The organism is Pseudomonas sp. 05N433 (genome assembly GCF_056396925.1).
In genome coordinates this window covers 1-16,265 of record NZ_JBFTML010000049.1, presented here as the reverse complement: position 1 = coordinate 16,265, position 16,265 = coordinate 1, and the positions used below count along the sequence as shown (strand labels likewise).

The following is a 16,265-nucleotide window of genomic DNA, read 5'->3' as shown; positions in this document are numbered from 1 at the left end:
ATCGCCATGACCACAACCGAACAGCTGAGTGCCTTGAGCTCAATACTGACTCAAAGCGGTTTGCACAGCCTGTTCCAGCCGATCATTTCTCTCTCCGAACGACAAATCATCGGCTACGAAGCCCTCAGCCGTGGCCCCTCCAACAGCCCGCTGCACTCCCCCATTGCCCTGTTCGCGGTCGCTCGCCAGGCCGGTCGCCTCAGCGAACTGGAAATCGCTTGCCGACAAAGCGCTTGCCGACGTTTCAATGAACAGCAACTGCCCGGCAAACTGTTCCTCAATGTATCCCCGGAATCCCTGCTCGAAGCCGCCCACCAGCCCGGACGCACCCTGCAACTGCTGCAGGATTTCGGCATACCGCCGAGCCAGGTGGTGATCGAACTCACCGAACAGACCCCGACCGACGATTTCCAGTTGCTGCAAACCGCCCTGCATCACTATCGGGCGATGGGTTTTTCGATTGCGCTGGATGATCTGGGCGCGGGTTATTCAAGCTTGCGGCTGTGGTCTGAATTGCGCCCGGATTATGTCAAGATCGATCGACACTTTATCGACGGCATTCATCAGGACGCGCTCAAACGTGAATTCGTCGGCTCGATCCTGCAGATCGCCAAGGCGTCCCGGGCAAAAGTGATCGCCGAAGGCATCGAATTGTCAGAAGAACTCGCCGTGCTGACCGAAATGGGCGTCGATCTTGTGCAAGGCTATCTGCTCTGCCGGCCCCAGGAGCATCCGCCCCGCGATGCCCGAACCTTGATGCCCAAACCAACCAGCGCCGCAGCGATGCTGAACGAGGACGCCAGTGACCTCAGCGCCCTGCTCAACGACCAACCGGCGATGGCCAGCGACACCCCGACCGCCACCGTGCTGGAAGCCTTCCGCCGCCAGGCCAACCTGAACTCCCTGGCGGTACTCGACAAGCAAGGCCGGCCGTGCGGCATTGTTCACCGTCATTCGCTCTCGGACGCCCTGCTCAAGCCGTTTGCCACCGACCTGTTCGCCCGCAAACCCATCAGCCGCTTGATGAGCGATGACTTCCTCGCCGTGGAACTGAGCCAGTCGCTGCAACAAGTCAGCCGCCTGATCACCAGCCGCGCCCGCCAACGCATCGAAGAAGACTTCATCATCACCCTCAACGGCGGCTATCTGGGCCTGGGCCGAGTGATCGACGTGCTCAAACTGATTACCGAACTGAAAATCCAGCAAGCCCGCTACGCTAACCCGCTGACCCTGCTGCCAGGCAACGTGCCGATCCAGCAATGCCTGACACGGCTGCTGCAACAGGAACGGGAATCGGTGATCTGCTACGTGGACATCGACAGCTTCAAACCCTTCAACGACATCTACGGCTACGGTCGCGGGGACGAAGTCCTACTGTGCCTGGCGCAATGCCTGAACGACCGCGTCGACCCATCCCGCGACTTCGTCGGCCATATCGGCGGCGACGACTTCCTACTGGTGCTCGGCCCGGAAGACTGGCGCAAACGCCTGAACCAACTGCTGGACGACTTCCACAGCCAATGCCGACGCTTCTACCGCAGCGAACACCTCGAAGCCGGCTGCTTCATCGCCCCCAACCGCCAGGGCGTAAGACAGGAGTTCCCGCTGCTGTCGCTGTCCATCGGCGTAGTGCACCTGCATCCACAGGCCTGCGGACAACTCGACGCGAGCCAGCTAGCGGAAATGGCCTCACAGGCCAAACACCACGCGAAGAATGTGCCGGGGTATAGCGTGCATGTGATTGATAGCCTGGCGGTGCCAGTCGGCGAAGAGACACTGATCTCAGGCCGGCGGTGATCACCAAAAAAATCGCAGCCTTCGGCAGCGCCCACAGGCGCGCAGGAGCTGCCAAAGGTTGCGATCTTTTGATCTTGCTCTTGTGTGGCGAGGGAGCTTGCTCCCGCTGGGCTGCGCAGCAGCCCCAACCACCACAACTCCACCCTGTGGCGAGGGGGCTTGCCCCCGTTGGGCTGCGGAGCGGCCCCAAAACCTGCATTCCGGATTTGTCAGCTACACCGCGGGGCTTGGTTTGGCGACCGCTTCGCACTCAAGCGGGAGCAAGCTCCCTCGCCACAAAAACCACTCGGCTCTAGTCCGAAGACCGAGCCCGCAACCGCCGCCCAATCACATCCAGCACATCACAGCCATCGCGCAGTGGAATGGCACAGAGCAAGGCAAAGTCGCTGAGGATCATCGAATCGCACTCGACTGAACCACGCATGGACAGGTTTTCAAGCACTTGGGTGACGGCGCGAATTCGGTAGCTGGCGGCCTCGGTCAGAATGTCCAGCGGCGCGTGGGTGTCGACGAACAGGGTGGGCATGTCGGTGCAGTTGCTGGTCAACGCCATGAAGCGGTTTTTGGGGTGGGGAATTGGTTTTTCGTAGGGTGGATCAGGATGAAGTGTTGGCATTTGAGACCTTCCGATGAAAATGGGAGCTGCCAAAAGCCTTCCTACAGGCTTGGGTGGCAGCTATACGCGGGGTAGGAATACCGAGCATCGGAAACTCGACCACGCCGAAGCGTGCCCGCGCACAGCCGCCGCGACAGATATTACGGACGCACATTGACGGCCGCAAATCTGACTTCGATTGCTAACGCATTACCGATGCTTAAAGGGTTCCTACACCCCCTCACTGATATTCAGTGACCACTAAAGCCTAGCGATCGAACTCACTGCGCACCAGTTCACGAAAACCGCCACAACTTGAAGGAAACTTCCGAAGACCTTGCCCAGAAATTTCGCTCAAAAAAGGCAAACGTGGGGGAAGGCTTCGCTGAAGCCTGGGTTGATTTCTCCACCTTGGGTAGGTCGGTTTCGACCTATAGCTGCCGGTGGCGACAGGCAGAAATCGACCCTTTACGGTCGTTCACTGCTGGCAGCTACCTGCCACGTTCCATGAGCGACTGGCTCCAGTTGCACGAACTCCAGAGTGGCCAGGGCGAGCAAGCCCAACAGCGACCAGATATAAGGATACAATCACACTGACGACAGGGTTGGAAGGCATTACTCACCACGTGTAGGGAGAGTCCATATGCGACTTGTTAGCCGCTTTAGATACCCCCGAAACCGAAAAGCCAGAAAAGTAAAGCTCTGCCTCTATGCCCCTCATACTCCGATTCACTATCAAGCTGTTTTCGACAATAAAACAAACTGATAATGGCTGGGATAAACAACAAGGTGAACAACCATTGAAACGCATCTGTTGATTTCAAGGTGATCGCCACAAGTAAATTAATTAGAGTCATGCCAATAATGAATAAGTTGTATCTAATATGTCGACGCTTCATTGAAGCAAAGCTTTCCCAATCATAAATCAGCCAGTCGTGGGAAAAATCGTCGCATTTAGGACACCTAAGGCTTGGCGGAAGCTTGTCTGCGATATAACCGCAGCTAGGGCATCGAACTTTCATGGCGCTATCCTGACACTCTCTCATTAGTTGACATGCCATGTCGTGGTAAGCGCGAGATCTATCGAGAGATAACGCGATAGGGATGACGGCAAGCCCGACTACGATAAAGAGGGTAGCAGGACACAATCTATTTGCCCGTAGTCTGTCCACCGACTGCTTTTGGCCGATTTCTGCCCTTCACGAACGGCAGAACTCACAACCAAAAGCTGCCTGTCGAAAAACCGTTAATCTCATTCCAACTTGGTCTTCACATTCTGCCCCGCGACCGATCAATGCTTCACTGTCTATACAAAAAAAACTTCCCCCCTTGGGTGGGTGTCGCTTTTTGCATCAACTCTTTTCGCAATTTTCCGGGGGACATGCCAAACATGTTCTGAAAATGTCGAATGAAATGGGGCGCATCGGCGAACCCGCATTCGAAAGCGATTTCCCCGATATGTCGATCCGAGCTGATGAGAAGCCATCGGCCAAACCTGAGTCGAACGTGGCGATAGAATTGGGCCGGAGTGTTACTGGTTTCAGCGACAAACAGCCGCTCCAGTTGCCGTTTGCTGGTACCGACAAGGTTCGCGATTGTGTCGATATCCAAGGGCTCGGTCATGTGCTTTTCCATCAGCATCACGGCTTCGTGCAGGCGCCTGTTCGAAGAGCTGGCGTAGCCAAGTGCCTTGCGCCGGTCGACGAAACTGCCGGAGCTGCGTTTTGCGACCGTCATCTGATGAACAACTTTGCCGGCCCGATCCGGGCCGCAATGCACCCCAATAAGATGGATGGCCAACTCAATCACCGAGATACCGCCTGCGCAGGTGATCCGATCCTTGTCGATGAGGAAGTCACTGTTGCTGACAAAGCGCAATCTGGGGAACAGACGTTTCCAGTCGTCGCAATGGTAGGCATGCACGCAAGCAGTACGTCCCTCCATCAGGCCATGTCGAGCAAGCACGAAGCTGCCCGTGCATAGACCGATCAATGGCACGTCAGCGGCTGCCGCCTGATGCAGAAATGCCGGATAAGTCTTTGGTGCTGCCTCAAGGGAATCAAGCAGTCCACCAATCACCACGATGTAGTCAAATTGATGAGGATGGGTGAGTTCACTGTCGATAGGTACATCCAGTCCGCAACTGGATATGACTCTTTGCCCAGGGGTACCGAGTACTTTCCATTGGCATCGTATCGGGCGGCTCTGATCCCCCGTATCGGCAGCATGTCGCAACGCATCGGTCAGCCCTGAGAGTGACAGCAAGGGGAAGCGCGGCCACAAAACAATACCAATAGACAACTCGGTGGCGCCGCGTCGGCTTGGCGGATGTCGTGCCTGACCATTATCAAGCCCCTCCACGAGGCTGTCGCTGGAGGCCTTGGGCAGTACATCTCCGAAATGTCGCAAATGTTCAATCATTCATGCAAACCATCCAACAAGTTATACCGCTGATCACCATACGATGAGCTCCTGCCTAACACCATGCTGTTCATAAAAAAAGCAATCGAGGAGCACGTGATGAAGAAGCCCAACGTTCAACGTTTTTCCGGTATTTATGCGGGTCTGCTGGTATCCATGCTGGCCTCGGCACCGGCACTCGCACTGGAAACGGTAGAGCCGGGAAGCCTGACTATCGCGTTCACTGGCGATATGCCGGGGACCGGTTATCAAGACAGCCGGATGGTCGGCTACGACGGTGAAATCCTTCAACAAATATCTGAGAAGCTGGGGTTGAAGGTTAAACCTGCCTTGATGGACTGGGCCGGCACCATCGCCTCAGTACAAGCTAAACGCGTGGATGTGATGGCCGGCACCATGGGCTGGACCGAACAGCGCGCGAAGATCATGACCGTGAGCGACCCGATTCACTATTTCAAGAACGGGATCACCCAGACCGACAAGACCAACTGGAGCAGCCTCAAAGACTTGCAGGGCAAGAAGGTCGGCACCATCACGGGTTTTTCGTTCATCCCTGAGATGCGCAAGATCGAAGGGTTGCAAGTAGCGTTGTACGACACCTCCGATGCCGCGGTGCGCGATCTCCTCGCCGGGCGCATCGATGCAGTGATTGGCGATCCTCCGGTCATGCAATACGCCATTTTTCGCAACGAGCAGTGGCACCTGCACTTCAACGCTTTCACCGACAACGATCCGAATTTCCCACTGCTGACGGGTCTGGGTCAGGTGGTGTACGGCTTCAATAAAGGGGCCAGCCCACAGCTGGTGGCTGCCGTGAACGAGCAGATCCAGACCCTCTGGAAAAGCTGTGAAATGCGCAAGATCGGTGCCCGCTACGGTCTGACTCAGGATGTCTGGTATGTGCCGGAAGGCAAGGACCTGAGGCTGGGTGTCGACCGCCCGGCGGACTGGAAACTGCCCGGCTGCAAATAAGCGCTTGAGCGGATGAATCGGCCTGATGGCCCGTGCCGATTCATCGCCATGTCTATAACAAAAAGAGGTTAGCCAAGATGTCGACCCCGTCCGAACCTGCATTGCTGCGAGTGCATGACCTACACAAAAGTTATGGTGATCTGGAGGTGCTAAAGGGTATCAACCTGGAGTTGAAAGCCGGTGAAACCCTGTCATTGATCGGCCCCAGCGGGTCGGGAAAGTCCACTTGCCTGCGTTGCATCAATTACCTGGAAAAACCCACTCGAGGCGATATCTGGCTGGGTGACGAGTTGATCGGGCAGATCAAGGACGGTAAACGCATACGTCTGATGAGTGATCGGGAAATGGCTCCGCAGCGACGCGAGATCGCGATGGTGTTCCAGCTCTTCTACCTCTGGCCACATTTGAGCGTACGCGACAACGTCGCACTGGGGCCGATCAAGGCACAGGGTATGCCGCGCGAGCAGGCCTATGAGCTGGCTGATGCCATGTTGGAAAAAGTCCATCTGCGGCACAAGGCCGAGGTCTATCCCGAGCAGTTATCCGGCGGACAGCAACAGCGGGTCGCTATCGCCCGCGCGTTGGCCCAACAACCTAAAGTCATCCTGTTCGACGAGCCGACCTCGGCGCTGGACCCCGAACTGGTGGGTGAAGTACTGGCCGTGATTCGCGAGCTGGCGCAAGAGGGCCGCACCATGATCATGGTAACTCATGAAGTGCGCTTCGCTCGGGATGTGGCGGATCGGGTGATCTTCATGGACGGCGGACACATTGTCGAGCAAGGGCCTTCGGCGCAGGTAATCGACAACCCAAGCCATGAGCGCACCCGCAGTTTTCTTGGGCGCATGGCGATGGAGGGCGCTTGATGGCGAACTTCGAGGTCTTTCTCGGGCTACTGCCTCTGTTGTTGAAAGGCGCGCTCACCGCCCTGGAAATCGCGCTGTGTACCTTGTTGCTGGCGAGTGCCGGAGGGGTAGTTCTGGCGGTGTTGCTGACGTTCAGTCGGTCACGGGTGTTGCATGGGGTGATCGGCTGTTTCATTGAGTGGATGCGCAATGTTCCCGCGCTGGCGCATCTGTTCCTGATCTATTTCGGCCTCTCCTACCTTGGCATCAACTTGCCCGCGTGGCTGGCCGCCATCGTTGGCTTGAGTCTGGTGGGCAGCGCGGTGTTGGCCGATATTTTCCGCAGCGGCTTGCAGTCGCTGCATGTCGGTCAGCATGAAGCCGGGTTGGCTGTCGGTCTGAGCCGGATGCAGATTTTGCACTGCATTCTCTTGCCCCAGGCCCTGCGCGTGACGTTGCCTGCGTTCGCCAACTACGTCACGCAATTGGTCAAGGACACGTCCATCGCCTCGGCCATCGCTGTGCCGGAAATAATGTTCCTGGCGCGCAATCTGGTGACCTCTACCTTCCAGACTTCACTGATCTATTTGGCTGTGATGTGCATCTACGCTGCGATGATTTTACCGATCGGTGTGGGATTCATTCGGCTCGAACGTCATTTTGGGAGCGCGCGATGATCAGTTTTTTTCAGCAATACCCGGTGTACTGGAGCGACTGGATCGCTCGCCTATTGCTCGGTGCACGGATCACTGCCGAATTGTCCCTGATGGGGTTCGCTCTGGCGGTCGTGCTGGGGGCGTTATTGGTCTGCGCGATGAGAAGTCCAAGTGTCATCCTAAAACGGTTGGCAACGTTCTTTATTCAGAGCATGCGCGCTGTACCTCTTCTGGCGTTGCTGCTGGCTCTGTATTTCGCGTTGCCCAGCCTGGGTTTGACGTTGTCCGGCTATTGGGCCGGGGCCATCGGTCTGGGTTTGCAGGGTGCCGCTTACGTTGCGGAAATCCTCCGTGGCGGCCTGGATTCGCTGCATCGCGGCCAGCGCGAAGCCGCCATCGCCATCGGACTGACGCCACTGAAAGCGTTTACCACCGTCATCCTGCCGCAAGCGATTCGTGGCATGTTGCCGCCACTRCTTAACGCCTACGTGTCGATCCTCAAGGACAGCTCGTTGTGCGCTCTGATCGCCACCGATGAGTTGATGCTGGCGGCGCGAGCCATCGCTTCGGAAACCTTCCTGCCAATGCATGTCTTCCTGCTGGTAGGGCTGTTCTATTTTGTTATCGCTTTCCCTCTTTCAATGCTGTCGCGTGTGCTTGAAAAGCACTTTTCACGCGGGCGCAAAACCGTGCGAGGTTGAACATATGAGCACCATAGATCGAGTTACTTCCCACAGCATTGCCCAGTTGCAGCAGGCGCTGCAGGCTGGATCGCTGACTAGCGAAGCGCTGGTTCGTGCGCAACTGGCGCGCATCAAGCGCTTTGACGAGCAGCTCAATGCCTATGTCGAGGCCTATCCCTCGCGTGCTTTGAACGCGGCCATCGCCGCTGATCGCCAGCGTGCGTCCGGTATACACCTGGGACCGCTACATGGCATTCCTCTGGCGATCAAGGACTTGTTCGAGATCGATGGCCAGGCCATCACGGGTGGATCATTGGCACAGGCACCGCGTGTTTCGAGGTTGACCGCCACTGCAGTGCAACGCCTGGAGCGTGCCGGTGCAATCATTCTTGGCAAGACCCATACCGTCGAATTCGCTTTCGGTGGCTGGGGCACTAACGCGGTGATGGGCACGCCGTGGAACCCGTGGGACCGTAACGTGCATCACGCTCCGGGTGGCTCAAGCAGCGGCTCGGCAGTGGCCGTGGCCAGCGGGTTGGCGAGCGCTGCGTTGGGCACCGATACCGGCGGCTCGGTGCGGATTCCGGCGGGCATGTGCGGCTTGGTCGGGCTGAAAACCACGCGTGGGCTTATCAGTCGCCATGGCTTGATCGAACTGTGTCCTTCGCTGGATTCGGTAGGGCCTATCACCCACACCGTTGAAGATGCGGCGTGGATGTTGGATGCACTGCTGGGCCCGGACCCGCTGGATCCGGTTTCGGCCCAGGCACCTGTATTCAGCGCCGCYGCCGGTCTCAATCAGCCGGTAGCCGGTTTGCGCATCTGGGTGTTGCCACAGGCCGAACGAGCGCATGTCGCTCCCGGGGTGCTGAAGGCTTACGATTTGGGGCTCAAGCAGTTGGCCGCGTTGGGCATGCAACTGATCGAACAACCGCTACCCACGTCGTTGGAGCAGTGCATGCGCATCGCTGGTGGGCTGATGAGCGCAGAAGGTTATGCCAGCCTGGGTAGCTTGTTCGAGCGCGACGATCTGCGTTTCGACCCCCATGTTCAACGTCGCGTACTCAGTGGTCGCGACATCGACGCAGCGTCGTATATCCAGTTGCACAATCAGCGCCGCGCCGCTCGGCACGCCATGCAGGAGGCCATGACCAACATAGACGCATGCGCTTTCCCGACCAACGCTATTGGCAGTGTGCCGTTGGATGAGGTCGATGAATATGGCACGCCACTGGCCTTGTTGGGGCGGTTCGCCAACTTGCTGAACCTGTGTTCGGTGGCGCTGCCCATCGGGCTCGATGAAAAGTGCATGCCGGTCTCGATGCAGATTGTGGGTCGGGCATTCGCCGAACCGCTGATTCTACGCATCGGCCATGCCTATCAACAGGTCAGCGATTGGCACACGCTACGGCCTGAGGGCTGGGAGCTGGTGGACAACGCGGTTGCATGATGGATACAACTGCTTGATATGTCCTTGGGTATCACCCTGCCAACGCTCCAAGTTAAAGTAGGGTTAGAAAGTGTCAGCTATAAATCCATACAAAAAATATAATATATATCCGCCCAGCGACTTCGCTAGTCATCAAAAATTTCACCRGAAGGGTTACTCCAAGGATAGCGTTTCAATAACGTTGTTCACCCTGTACTGAGTTTTCTTTTATCGCTATCAGTGGAGCACCCTGCCGCCCATAAAGTCAGGTCACTTCCTTAGTTGGGTAGTGGCTTGCGCAAAGTCATGTATGTCGTCAAATCGTTAGTTGTCACCAACAACGTTCTGTATCAGGAGATGTATTGGATGCCTTTCACACGGACTGTTATTGCCCTTTCTTTAGGCCTGATTATAGGGCATGGGTATGTTCAGGCTGCACCGCTGCTTTCTTTGGATAATGGTCAGTCTGAACGGGCCGTAGCAACCAGTAATGCATGGATTGAAATTAACCAGGCGGCGTTTGAAAACAATATTCGTACGCTCCAGAGCACCTTGACGAATAAATCACGGCTTTGTGCCATCCTCAAGGCGGATGCCTATGGTCATGGTGTCGCGTTATTGATGCCATCTGTCATGAAAATGGAAGTGCCCTGCGTAGGCGTTGCCAGCAATGAAGAGGCTAGAGTTGTACGTGAAAGTGGCTTCAAGGGGGAGCTTGTCCGAGTGCGTACAGCGACGTTGGCCGAGGTGGAAGGAGCATTGCCGTACAAGATAGAGGAGTTAGTCAGTAGCCTCGATTATGCTCGAGAAACGGCCGCTATTGCTGAAAAACATGGGAATCGCCTGAAGGTTCACTTGGCGTTGAACGCAGGTGGTATGAGTCGTAACGGCCTGGAAATGAGCACTGAACAAGGTCGGCAAGAAGCCTTGGCGATCAATCGTTTGGCTCCTCTGGAGTTGGTCGGAATCATGACTCACTTCGCGGTGCAGGATAAGGATGATGTTCGGCAAGGGCTCAAGGCTTTCAATGAGCAAACAGCTTGGCTGATAAAGGCCGCCGGAATTGATAGAAGTAAAATCTCCCTTCATGCGGCGAACTCTTACGCGACGTTAGAAGTGCCAGAGTCGCATTTGGACATGGTACGTGCCGGAGGCGCTTTGTATGGGATGATGGAACCTTCGCATGCCGAGTACCAACCGGTCATGCAGGTCAAGTCATATGTGGCGTCTGTTAATCAATACCCTAAAGGCAATACAGTGGGGTATGACCGAACAGTGACACTGAGTCGTGATTCAAAGCTTGCGAATATTCCAGTGGGCTACTCTGATGGCTATCGTCGAGCGTTTACCAATAAAGGCGTTGTCCTTATAGATGGGCAGCGTGCTCCAGTGGTAGGAAAGGTCTCCATGAATACACTCATGGTGGACGTGACAGATATCCCTGCTGTGCGCGCTGGCGATCAGGTGGTGCTCTTCGGTAAACAAGGCGACAGTGAGATCACCCAGAGTGAACTTGAAGAACTCAGTGGGACATTGCTGGTGGACCTTGCTACCGTTTGGGGGAGTAGCAATCCCAAAGCCCTGGTGGCGGATAAAGCCTCCGACTAACCAGTGAGGGGGCTAGTCGCTACTGCGGTGGTAACGCTCACACAGTAACGACTTTTGGCAGTGACGCTCGCTGGTCACTGCCGACCCGTGACGACTAAAACGGTGCTGACGTTCAAGGCTGTTTTATTCTCCAGAGCCTTGAAGCAGCCAAGGCGACCAAACAGGTCAATTTGATAGGGCTGCTCAACCCGACTTTACGGGGATGGACGCTCAGCTGAAGCTACTGCACCGGATCACTCACCGGCTTGGCAATAATGGCCTTGAGTTCGCTGGTCATCGGGAACTCCAGGTTCAAGCCTTTAGGCGGAATCGGCTGTTCGAACCAGCGCTGGTAGATCCCGTTGATTTCCCCGGAGCTGTACAGCTCGCCCAGCGACGAGTTCACCAGCGCGAGGAACTGCGGATCATCTTTGCGTACCATGCAGCTGTAGATTTCCCGCGACTGCTCTTCCCCGACCACCACCCACTTGTGCGGATCGCGGGCCTTGGCGCGTTCGCCGTAGAGCAGCGCATCGTCCATGTAGAACGCCACCGCCCGACCGGACTGCAACATCTGGAAGGCTTCACCGTGATCCTTGGCGCTGATCACGAACATGTCGATCTTGTGATCGACGTTGTAGCTTTTCAGATAGCGTTCGTTGGTGGTGCCGGCGGTGGTTACCACATTCTTGCCGCGCAGATCGGCGAAACTCTTGATCCCGCTGTCATTGGCCGTCAGCAATTGACCTTTGACATAGATAAACCCATAGGAAAACGCCACCTGCTTTTGTCGCTCTGCGGTAACGCCGGTCGAGCCACACTCCAGGTCAACGGTACCGTTCTGCACCAGCGGAATGCGGGTTTGCGATGTCACCAGGTTGTACTTCACCTTGAGGTTTGGCAACACCAGCTTCTGCTGCACCCGCTCGACGATCTTGCTCGCCAGGTCTACCGAGTAGCCCATGGGTTGTCCCGAGTGATCGCCCACGTAGGAGAACGGCACTGAAGCATCGCGATAGCCCAGGGTGATGCTATTGGCGCTGGCAATTTTGCTCAAGGTAGGACCCAGCGATGCTTCGTCAGCATGAGCCTGAGTACCTAGCAACAGGCCCAGGGTGCAGCCGATCAACGTGATTTTTTGCATTGTTATTCTCCGTTGTGGGTGAGGGTTGGTTTAGCGCCGTGCCGCGATAACGGTTATTTCCACCCGCACCTGCGGACGCGCCAGTTCGGCCTGCAAGGTGGTGCGACTTGGTGCCTGGCCGGGCGACAACCAGGCAGACCAGACGTCATTCATTGCTGCGAAATCTTCGCCGATGTCCTTCAGGTAAATGGTCGCGCTGAGCAGATGATTCTTGTCGCTGCCCGCCTCGGCCAACAATGCGTCGATTTTTTCCAGTACTTGGCTAGTTTGGCCGCCGGCATCGGTGGCGTCGCCCGGCACCTGGCCGGAGAGAAACACCAGGTCGCCAAAGGTCACGGCACCGGACAAGCGTGGATTGGGCTGGATACGGTTAATGGTCATCGGGTGGTCCTTTTAAGGAGTAAGCGTTCAAGCCGCACGGGGCGTAAAACCCTGCAGGTCGATGGAGGGGCGGCGCTGGCCGATCAGTTCACTGAGCAATCGAGCACTGGCGCAGGCCAGGGTGAAGCCCAGCGCGCCATGGCCGAGGTTCAGCCACAAGTTGCGATACGCCGTTACGCCCAGCAGCGGCACGCCGCTGGGGGTCGCCGGACGCATGCCGGCCCATTCAATGGCCTGGTCGTAGTCGCCGGCATTGGCGAAAGTATCGCGCGCCTGGCGTTTGATCAGGGCCAGGCGCTTGGGGTCCAGCGACGGATCGAAACCGACAATGTCGACCATCGCCGCCACCCGCAACTGCTCACCGATCCGGGCGTAGACGATCTTGCGGTCGTAGTCGGTGATGCTCAGGTCCGGTGCCCGATGCTGGACGCCGATCGGTACCGTCAGGCTATAACCCTTGAGGGGATACAGCGGCAGGTTGACTCCGGGCAGTGCCAACAACGGACTGCGATGGCCGGCCGCAATGACCAACTGCTCCACCGGCAGCACTTCGTCGCCCAGTTCAATCGCACTCACCGCGCCATGGGCATGGCGAATTCCGGTTACGGCCTGGCCAAGGCGGAACTCGCAACGTCCCGACGCCTGCAAGCGCGCCGCCAGTTGCTGGCAAAAGCCGTGGCAATCACCGACTTCTTCATCCGGGGTATAAATGGCGCCGACAAAGGGCGCCTCCGCCAGCGCCGGGTCCAGACGGGCGCAGTCGGCGTGCGACAGCACCTGTTGTTGCCGGGGGGCGGCAAGGCTGTTGCGGGCATGTTCGAAGCTGCTGGCCTGGCGAAAGGTCACCAGCTTGCCGTTGCGCCGCCAGTGGAATCCGCCCAAGGCATCCTCTTCACGCCAGGTTTGCAAAGTGGACTGGCTCAACAGCGCGAGGCGCAATAGATGGGCCGCGTTGGCGCGGTTGACCGAGGAGCGGCAAGCACCAAGGAAAGATGCCATCCACCGCCACTGCGCAGGATCGAAGCGCGGGCGCAGTTTCAGCGGGGAGTCACCGCGCAGCATCCAGCCAATGGCCTGCAATGGCACACCGGCGTCGGCCAGGGGCGCTACGTAGCGATAGGACAACTGGCCGCCGTTGGCGAAGCTGGTTTCACTGCCCAGCGACTCGCGAGCCTCGACCAGCGTCACGTCAACGCCATCGCGCACCAGTGCGTAAGCCGTTGCCAGGCCAATGACGCCACCGCCGATGATGCATACATGCTGAGCCATGTCAGTCCTTAATCGTTGTTGAGACGAACCCGAGGTTAGAGCCAGGTGACAGGCGTCGAACAATGAATAAAGATGGCTAACCCATAAACAAAGGTTATGGACTTGCCATGCGCCTTCGCCATATCGAGATTTTCCAGGCCATCCGCCAGACCGGCTCGGTCAGCGGTGCCGCGCAGCTGCTGCACGTTTCCCAGCCTGCCGTGACCAAGGTGCTGCAACACGCCGAGCAGCAATTGGGCTTCCCGTTGTTTCTGCGGGTGCGCGGTAAACTGCAGGCCACGCCCGAAGCGCTGGAGCTGGAGCGCGAGGTCGACAAGGTCACGGAGAGCCTGCAAGGGGTGCGACGCCTGGCGCAAAGCCTGCGCCGTGAGCCGGGCCATAGCCTGCGGATCGGTGCGACCCCGGCACTGGCCCTGTCGCTGCTGCCGCCGACCATTCATGAGTGGACCCAGCGTTATCCGGACATCGCTTGCGAGCTGTCCAGCGCCCACAGTCGCGAACTGATGCAGAACCTGCTGATGCGTGAAATTGATGTCGCCCTGACTCTGCAACAGCCTGATCACCCCGCGCTCAAGGCCCAGGCGCTGGCCAGCGGGGTGTTGGTGGCGCTGGCACCGGCAGGTTATTGGCCGCAGGAAGATGAAGGCAAGCCGCTGCCGTTGATGGCCCTGGCCGATGCGCCCTTGATCGGGTTGTCCAGCACCGACCCTCTTTCGGCCCGCCTCGACAGCTACCTCAAGGCGGTAGAGCCGCCGCCACGGGTGAGCATCGCGGTGCAAACCTATTCACTGGCCAGGGCGATGGTCGAATCCGGTGCAGGGCTGGCGGTGATCGACCCCTTCACCGCCCTTGGCGCGTCGCCTGGGGCTACCGCCATTCGTCCCCTGGCCCCGGCGCTGCCGATCACCCTGTACGCAGTGACCCGCACTGCCGAACCGCCGCCGCATACACTGAGCGAGCTGCTGACGATCTTCAGCAGTCGTGCGCAAGGGCAATTGGATTGTTGGCGCTGATTGAGATCTGACCCAGAAACGGGTACATCAAGCCTTCAGTGACGCTTCCGTATCGCAGGGTGGACGATGCTGCGACCGAGAGCTCGGCAGAGTGGCGGGCGAAGCCCCGGGAAGTCAGCGTAGGGTTCTACGCCTACGAGTTGGGGCAGGAGCGGGTGAGCACGCTATACGCGATTTGGCCAGGGGGCCTAACTGCCTGAGTCTTTGAGGAAAAGGGCGTTTGGTAAAACGACAGGACGCTCGATCTCCTCCTTGCAAATCGCGGGGGGAATGTCGAACGTTCGACGGGATACAAGCATCGCTGGAGGTTAGGTTCGATGCGGTATAGTCCATCCGAGCATGCGGTCGACCGGTTGAATCCGCAGCCAAAAGCAGCCCTTCGATGTATCTACAAAACCAGAGGCGGTTTACTTACAACGGAGATGCGGCCAACCCCAACCTCAACAACTCCTTACGTAGCAGCGAGCGCTCAAGCACAGCCATTCCGGCCTGCCATTCGATCGACAGCAAATGGCTCAACTTTTGTTGGCTGACCAAGGGCTCAGCCAGAAAGTAGCTTTTGCACTCGCGGATGCTGATGACGTTCAACAGCCAGTCTCCACCCTGCCCCGCCAGCCAGTGACCGATCGTTGACCGATGCGTTCGGATCAGCGCGCTGGCATCCCACACCGCCATCTGCGCGAAAACCTGCGGCAGGTTGCTATCGGCTTTCAGCCGCTTCATATCAACCGCCAACGCGCCAATCAGGTCTGACTCGATAGTGGCTTGGCACTCGGAGAAATACCGCTCGGGCCAGTCCGCTTCCAGTTTCGCCCGCCGTGCGAGGACTTCATAAGCCCGGATATCCGATTGGGTGGTCAACTGCCCTGTGAAATTCAGGGTATTGTCCAGAATTGCCGTGGCCAGCAACGCAGCACTTTTTTCGCTGATCAGCGGCAACAGCCCTGCCGCTTCCCAATGCTGAAAAATCAGCGTTGCCGCTGCGCCGATCGGCAGGATGTCTGCCGCAGGTCCGAGCTTCTGCGCCCAATAGTTTTCAAAGCCTGGGTGATGGTCAATGACTTCCACCACCTGTTCAAGAACCACCATCGGGTCGAAATGGTGGTAGTCGGAGACATCCACCAACACGAACTCATCACCCGCTCTCGGCAGATAATCGTCCAGAGATGATTGCCATCCAAGCACGGTCCTGGAGATGCTGACATTGAGCGGGGCGCTACTGACGGCCCGAGCATCAACGCCTTGGTGATTCAACAGCTCGGCGTACGCAATGCAACAGGCATACGCGTCGATGTCCAGATACGCCGAGCCTGAGGTCACCACCCTCATGACACGTGGGCCGCATTGCTGGCTGCCAATTGGCCGAAGACATGAGGATCGTTGACTAGCGGGGAGAAAGAATCGGTGATGAATAAAAGATATTTCTCACCTGCGTCATAGACGGCGCAATCATCAAAAGACTCAAAGCCCAAT

Annotated in this window: 14 protein-coding genes; 8 read left to right on the top strand and 6 right to left on the bottom strand. The window is 57.6% G+C overall.

What is annotated here, in order from left to right:
- Nucleotides 1–6 precede the first annotated feature (6 nt).
- Complete coding sequence (locus AC1DIS_RS22955) at nt 7–1,797, top strand: bifunctional diguanylate cyclase/phosphodiesterase (protein ID WP_477743818.1); 1,791 nt, start codon at nt 7–9, stop codon at nt 1,795–1,797.
- 292 nt (nt 1,798–2,089) lie between these two features.
- Here AC1DIS_RS22955 and AC1DIS_RS22950 read toward each other — a convergent pair whose 3' ends face one another.
- Together AC1DIS_RS22950 and AC1DIS_RS22945 are read right to left on the bottom strand one after the other, a co-directional pair.
- A complete protein-coding gene (locus AC1DIS_RS22950) occupies nt 2,090–2,413 on the bottom strand; it encodes a hypothetical protein (protein WP_026286336.1) in 324 nt (107 codons plus the stop codon).
- A 1,278-nt stretch (nt 2,414–3,691) separates the two neighbouring features.
- Nucleotides 3,692–4,813, bottom strand: a complete 1,122-nt coding sequence (locus tag AC1DIS_RS22945) for a GlxA family transcriptional regulator (RefSeq protein WP_086945811.1) — start codon at nt 4,811–4,813, stop codon at nt 3,692–3,694.
- 99 nt (nt 4,814–4,912) lie between these two features.
- Between AC1DIS_RS22945 and AC1DIS_RS22940 the strand changes: the two genes are divergently transcribed.
- The 6 genes from AC1DIS_RS22940 to alr all read left to right on the top strand — a co-directional run bounded on the left by AC1DIS_RS22940 (nt 4,913) and on the right by alr (nt 11,006).
- Entirely contained in the window at nt 4,913–5,785 is an 873-nt protein-coding gene (locus AC1DIS_RS22940) for a substrate-binding periplasmic protein (protein ID WP_019582762.1), read from the top strand.
- Nucleotides 5,786–5,862: 77 nt separating this feature from the next.
- On the top strand, nt 5,863–6,651 hold the full coding sequence (locus AC1DIS_RS22935; protein WP_019582763.1) for an amino acid ABC transporter ATP-binding protein: 789 nt from the start codon (nt 5,863–5,865) through the stop codon (nt 6,649–6,651).
- The gene (locus tag AC1DIS_RS22930; RefSeq protein WP_019582764.1) at nt 6,651–7,307 is read left to right on the top strand and encodes an amino acid ABC transporter permease; all 657 of its coding nucleotides are present in this window, start codon (nt 6,651–6,653) and stop codon (nt 7,305–7,307) included. The genes AC1DIS_RS22935 and AC1DIS_RS22930 overlap by 1 nt, the downstream gene beginning before the upstream one ends.
- Entirely contained in the window at nt 7,304–7,987 is a 684-nt protein-coding gene (locus AC1DIS_RS22925; protein WP_028940989.1) for an amino acid ABC transporter permease, read from the top strand. The genes AC1DIS_RS22930 and AC1DIS_RS22925 overlap by 4 nt, the downstream gene beginning before the upstream one ends.
- Nucleotides 7,988–7,991: 4 nt before the next feature.
- Nucleotides 7,992–9,419: an amidase gene (locus AC1DIS_RS22920; RefSeq protein WP_477744285.1), complete on the top strand. Its 1,428-nt coding sequence runs from the start codon at nt 7,992–7,994 to the stop codon at nt 9,417–9,419.
- 345 nt (nt 9,420–9,764) lie between these two features.
- Entirely contained in the window at nt 9,765–11,006 is a 1,242-nt protein-coding gene (gene alr / locus AC1DIS_RS22915) for an alanine racemase (RefSeq protein ID WP_477744288.1), read from the top strand.
- 220 nt (nt 11,007–11,226) lie between these two features.
- On the opposite strand, the gene AC1DIS_RS22910 is transcribed toward alr, so the two are convergent.
- Genes AC1DIS_RS22910 through AC1DIS_RS22900 form a run of 3 tightly spaced genes read right to left on the bottom strand, consistent with a single transcriptional unit; the run spans nt 11,227 to nt 13,779 of the window.
- On the bottom strand, nt 11,227–12,129 hold the full coding sequence (locus tag AC1DIS_RS22910) for a transporter substrate-binding domain-containing protein (protein WP_477748766.1): 903 nt from the start codon (nt 12,127–12,129) through the stop codon (nt 11,227–11,229).
- 30 nt (nt 12,130–12,159) lie between these two features.
- Entirely contained in the window at nt 12,160–12,510 is a 351-nt protein-coding gene (locus tag AC1DIS_RS22905; protein ID WP_019582769.1) for a RidA family protein, read from the bottom strand.
- Nucleotides 12,511–12,537: 27 nt separating this feature from the next.
- The gene (locus tag AC1DIS_RS22900; protein ID WP_086945815.1) at nt 12,538–13,779 is read right to left on the bottom strand and encodes a D-amino acid dehydrogenase; all 1,242 of its coding nucleotides are present in this window, start codon (nt 13,777–13,779) and stop codon (nt 12,538–12,540) included.
- A 107-nt stretch (nt 13,780–13,886) separates the two neighbouring features.
- On the opposite strand from AC1DIS_RS22900, the gene AC1DIS_RS22895 reads away from it, so the two are divergent.
- A complete protein-coding gene (locus AC1DIS_RS22895; RefSeq protein WP_086945816.1) occupies nt 13,887–14,792 on the top strand; it encodes a LysR family transcriptional regulator in 906 nt (301 codons plus the stop codon).
- A gap of 411 nt (nt 14,793–15,203) precedes the next feature.
- On the opposite strand, the gene AC1DIS_RS22890 is transcribed toward AC1DIS_RS22895, so the two are convergent.
- Nucleotides 15,204–16,121: a DHH family phosphoesterase gene (locus tag AC1DIS_RS22890; RefSeq protein ID WP_477744284.1), complete on the bottom strand. Its 918-nt coding sequence runs from the start codon at nt 16,119–16,121 to the stop codon at nt 15,204–15,206.
- Nucleotides 16,122–16,265: the final 144 nt, after the last annotated feature.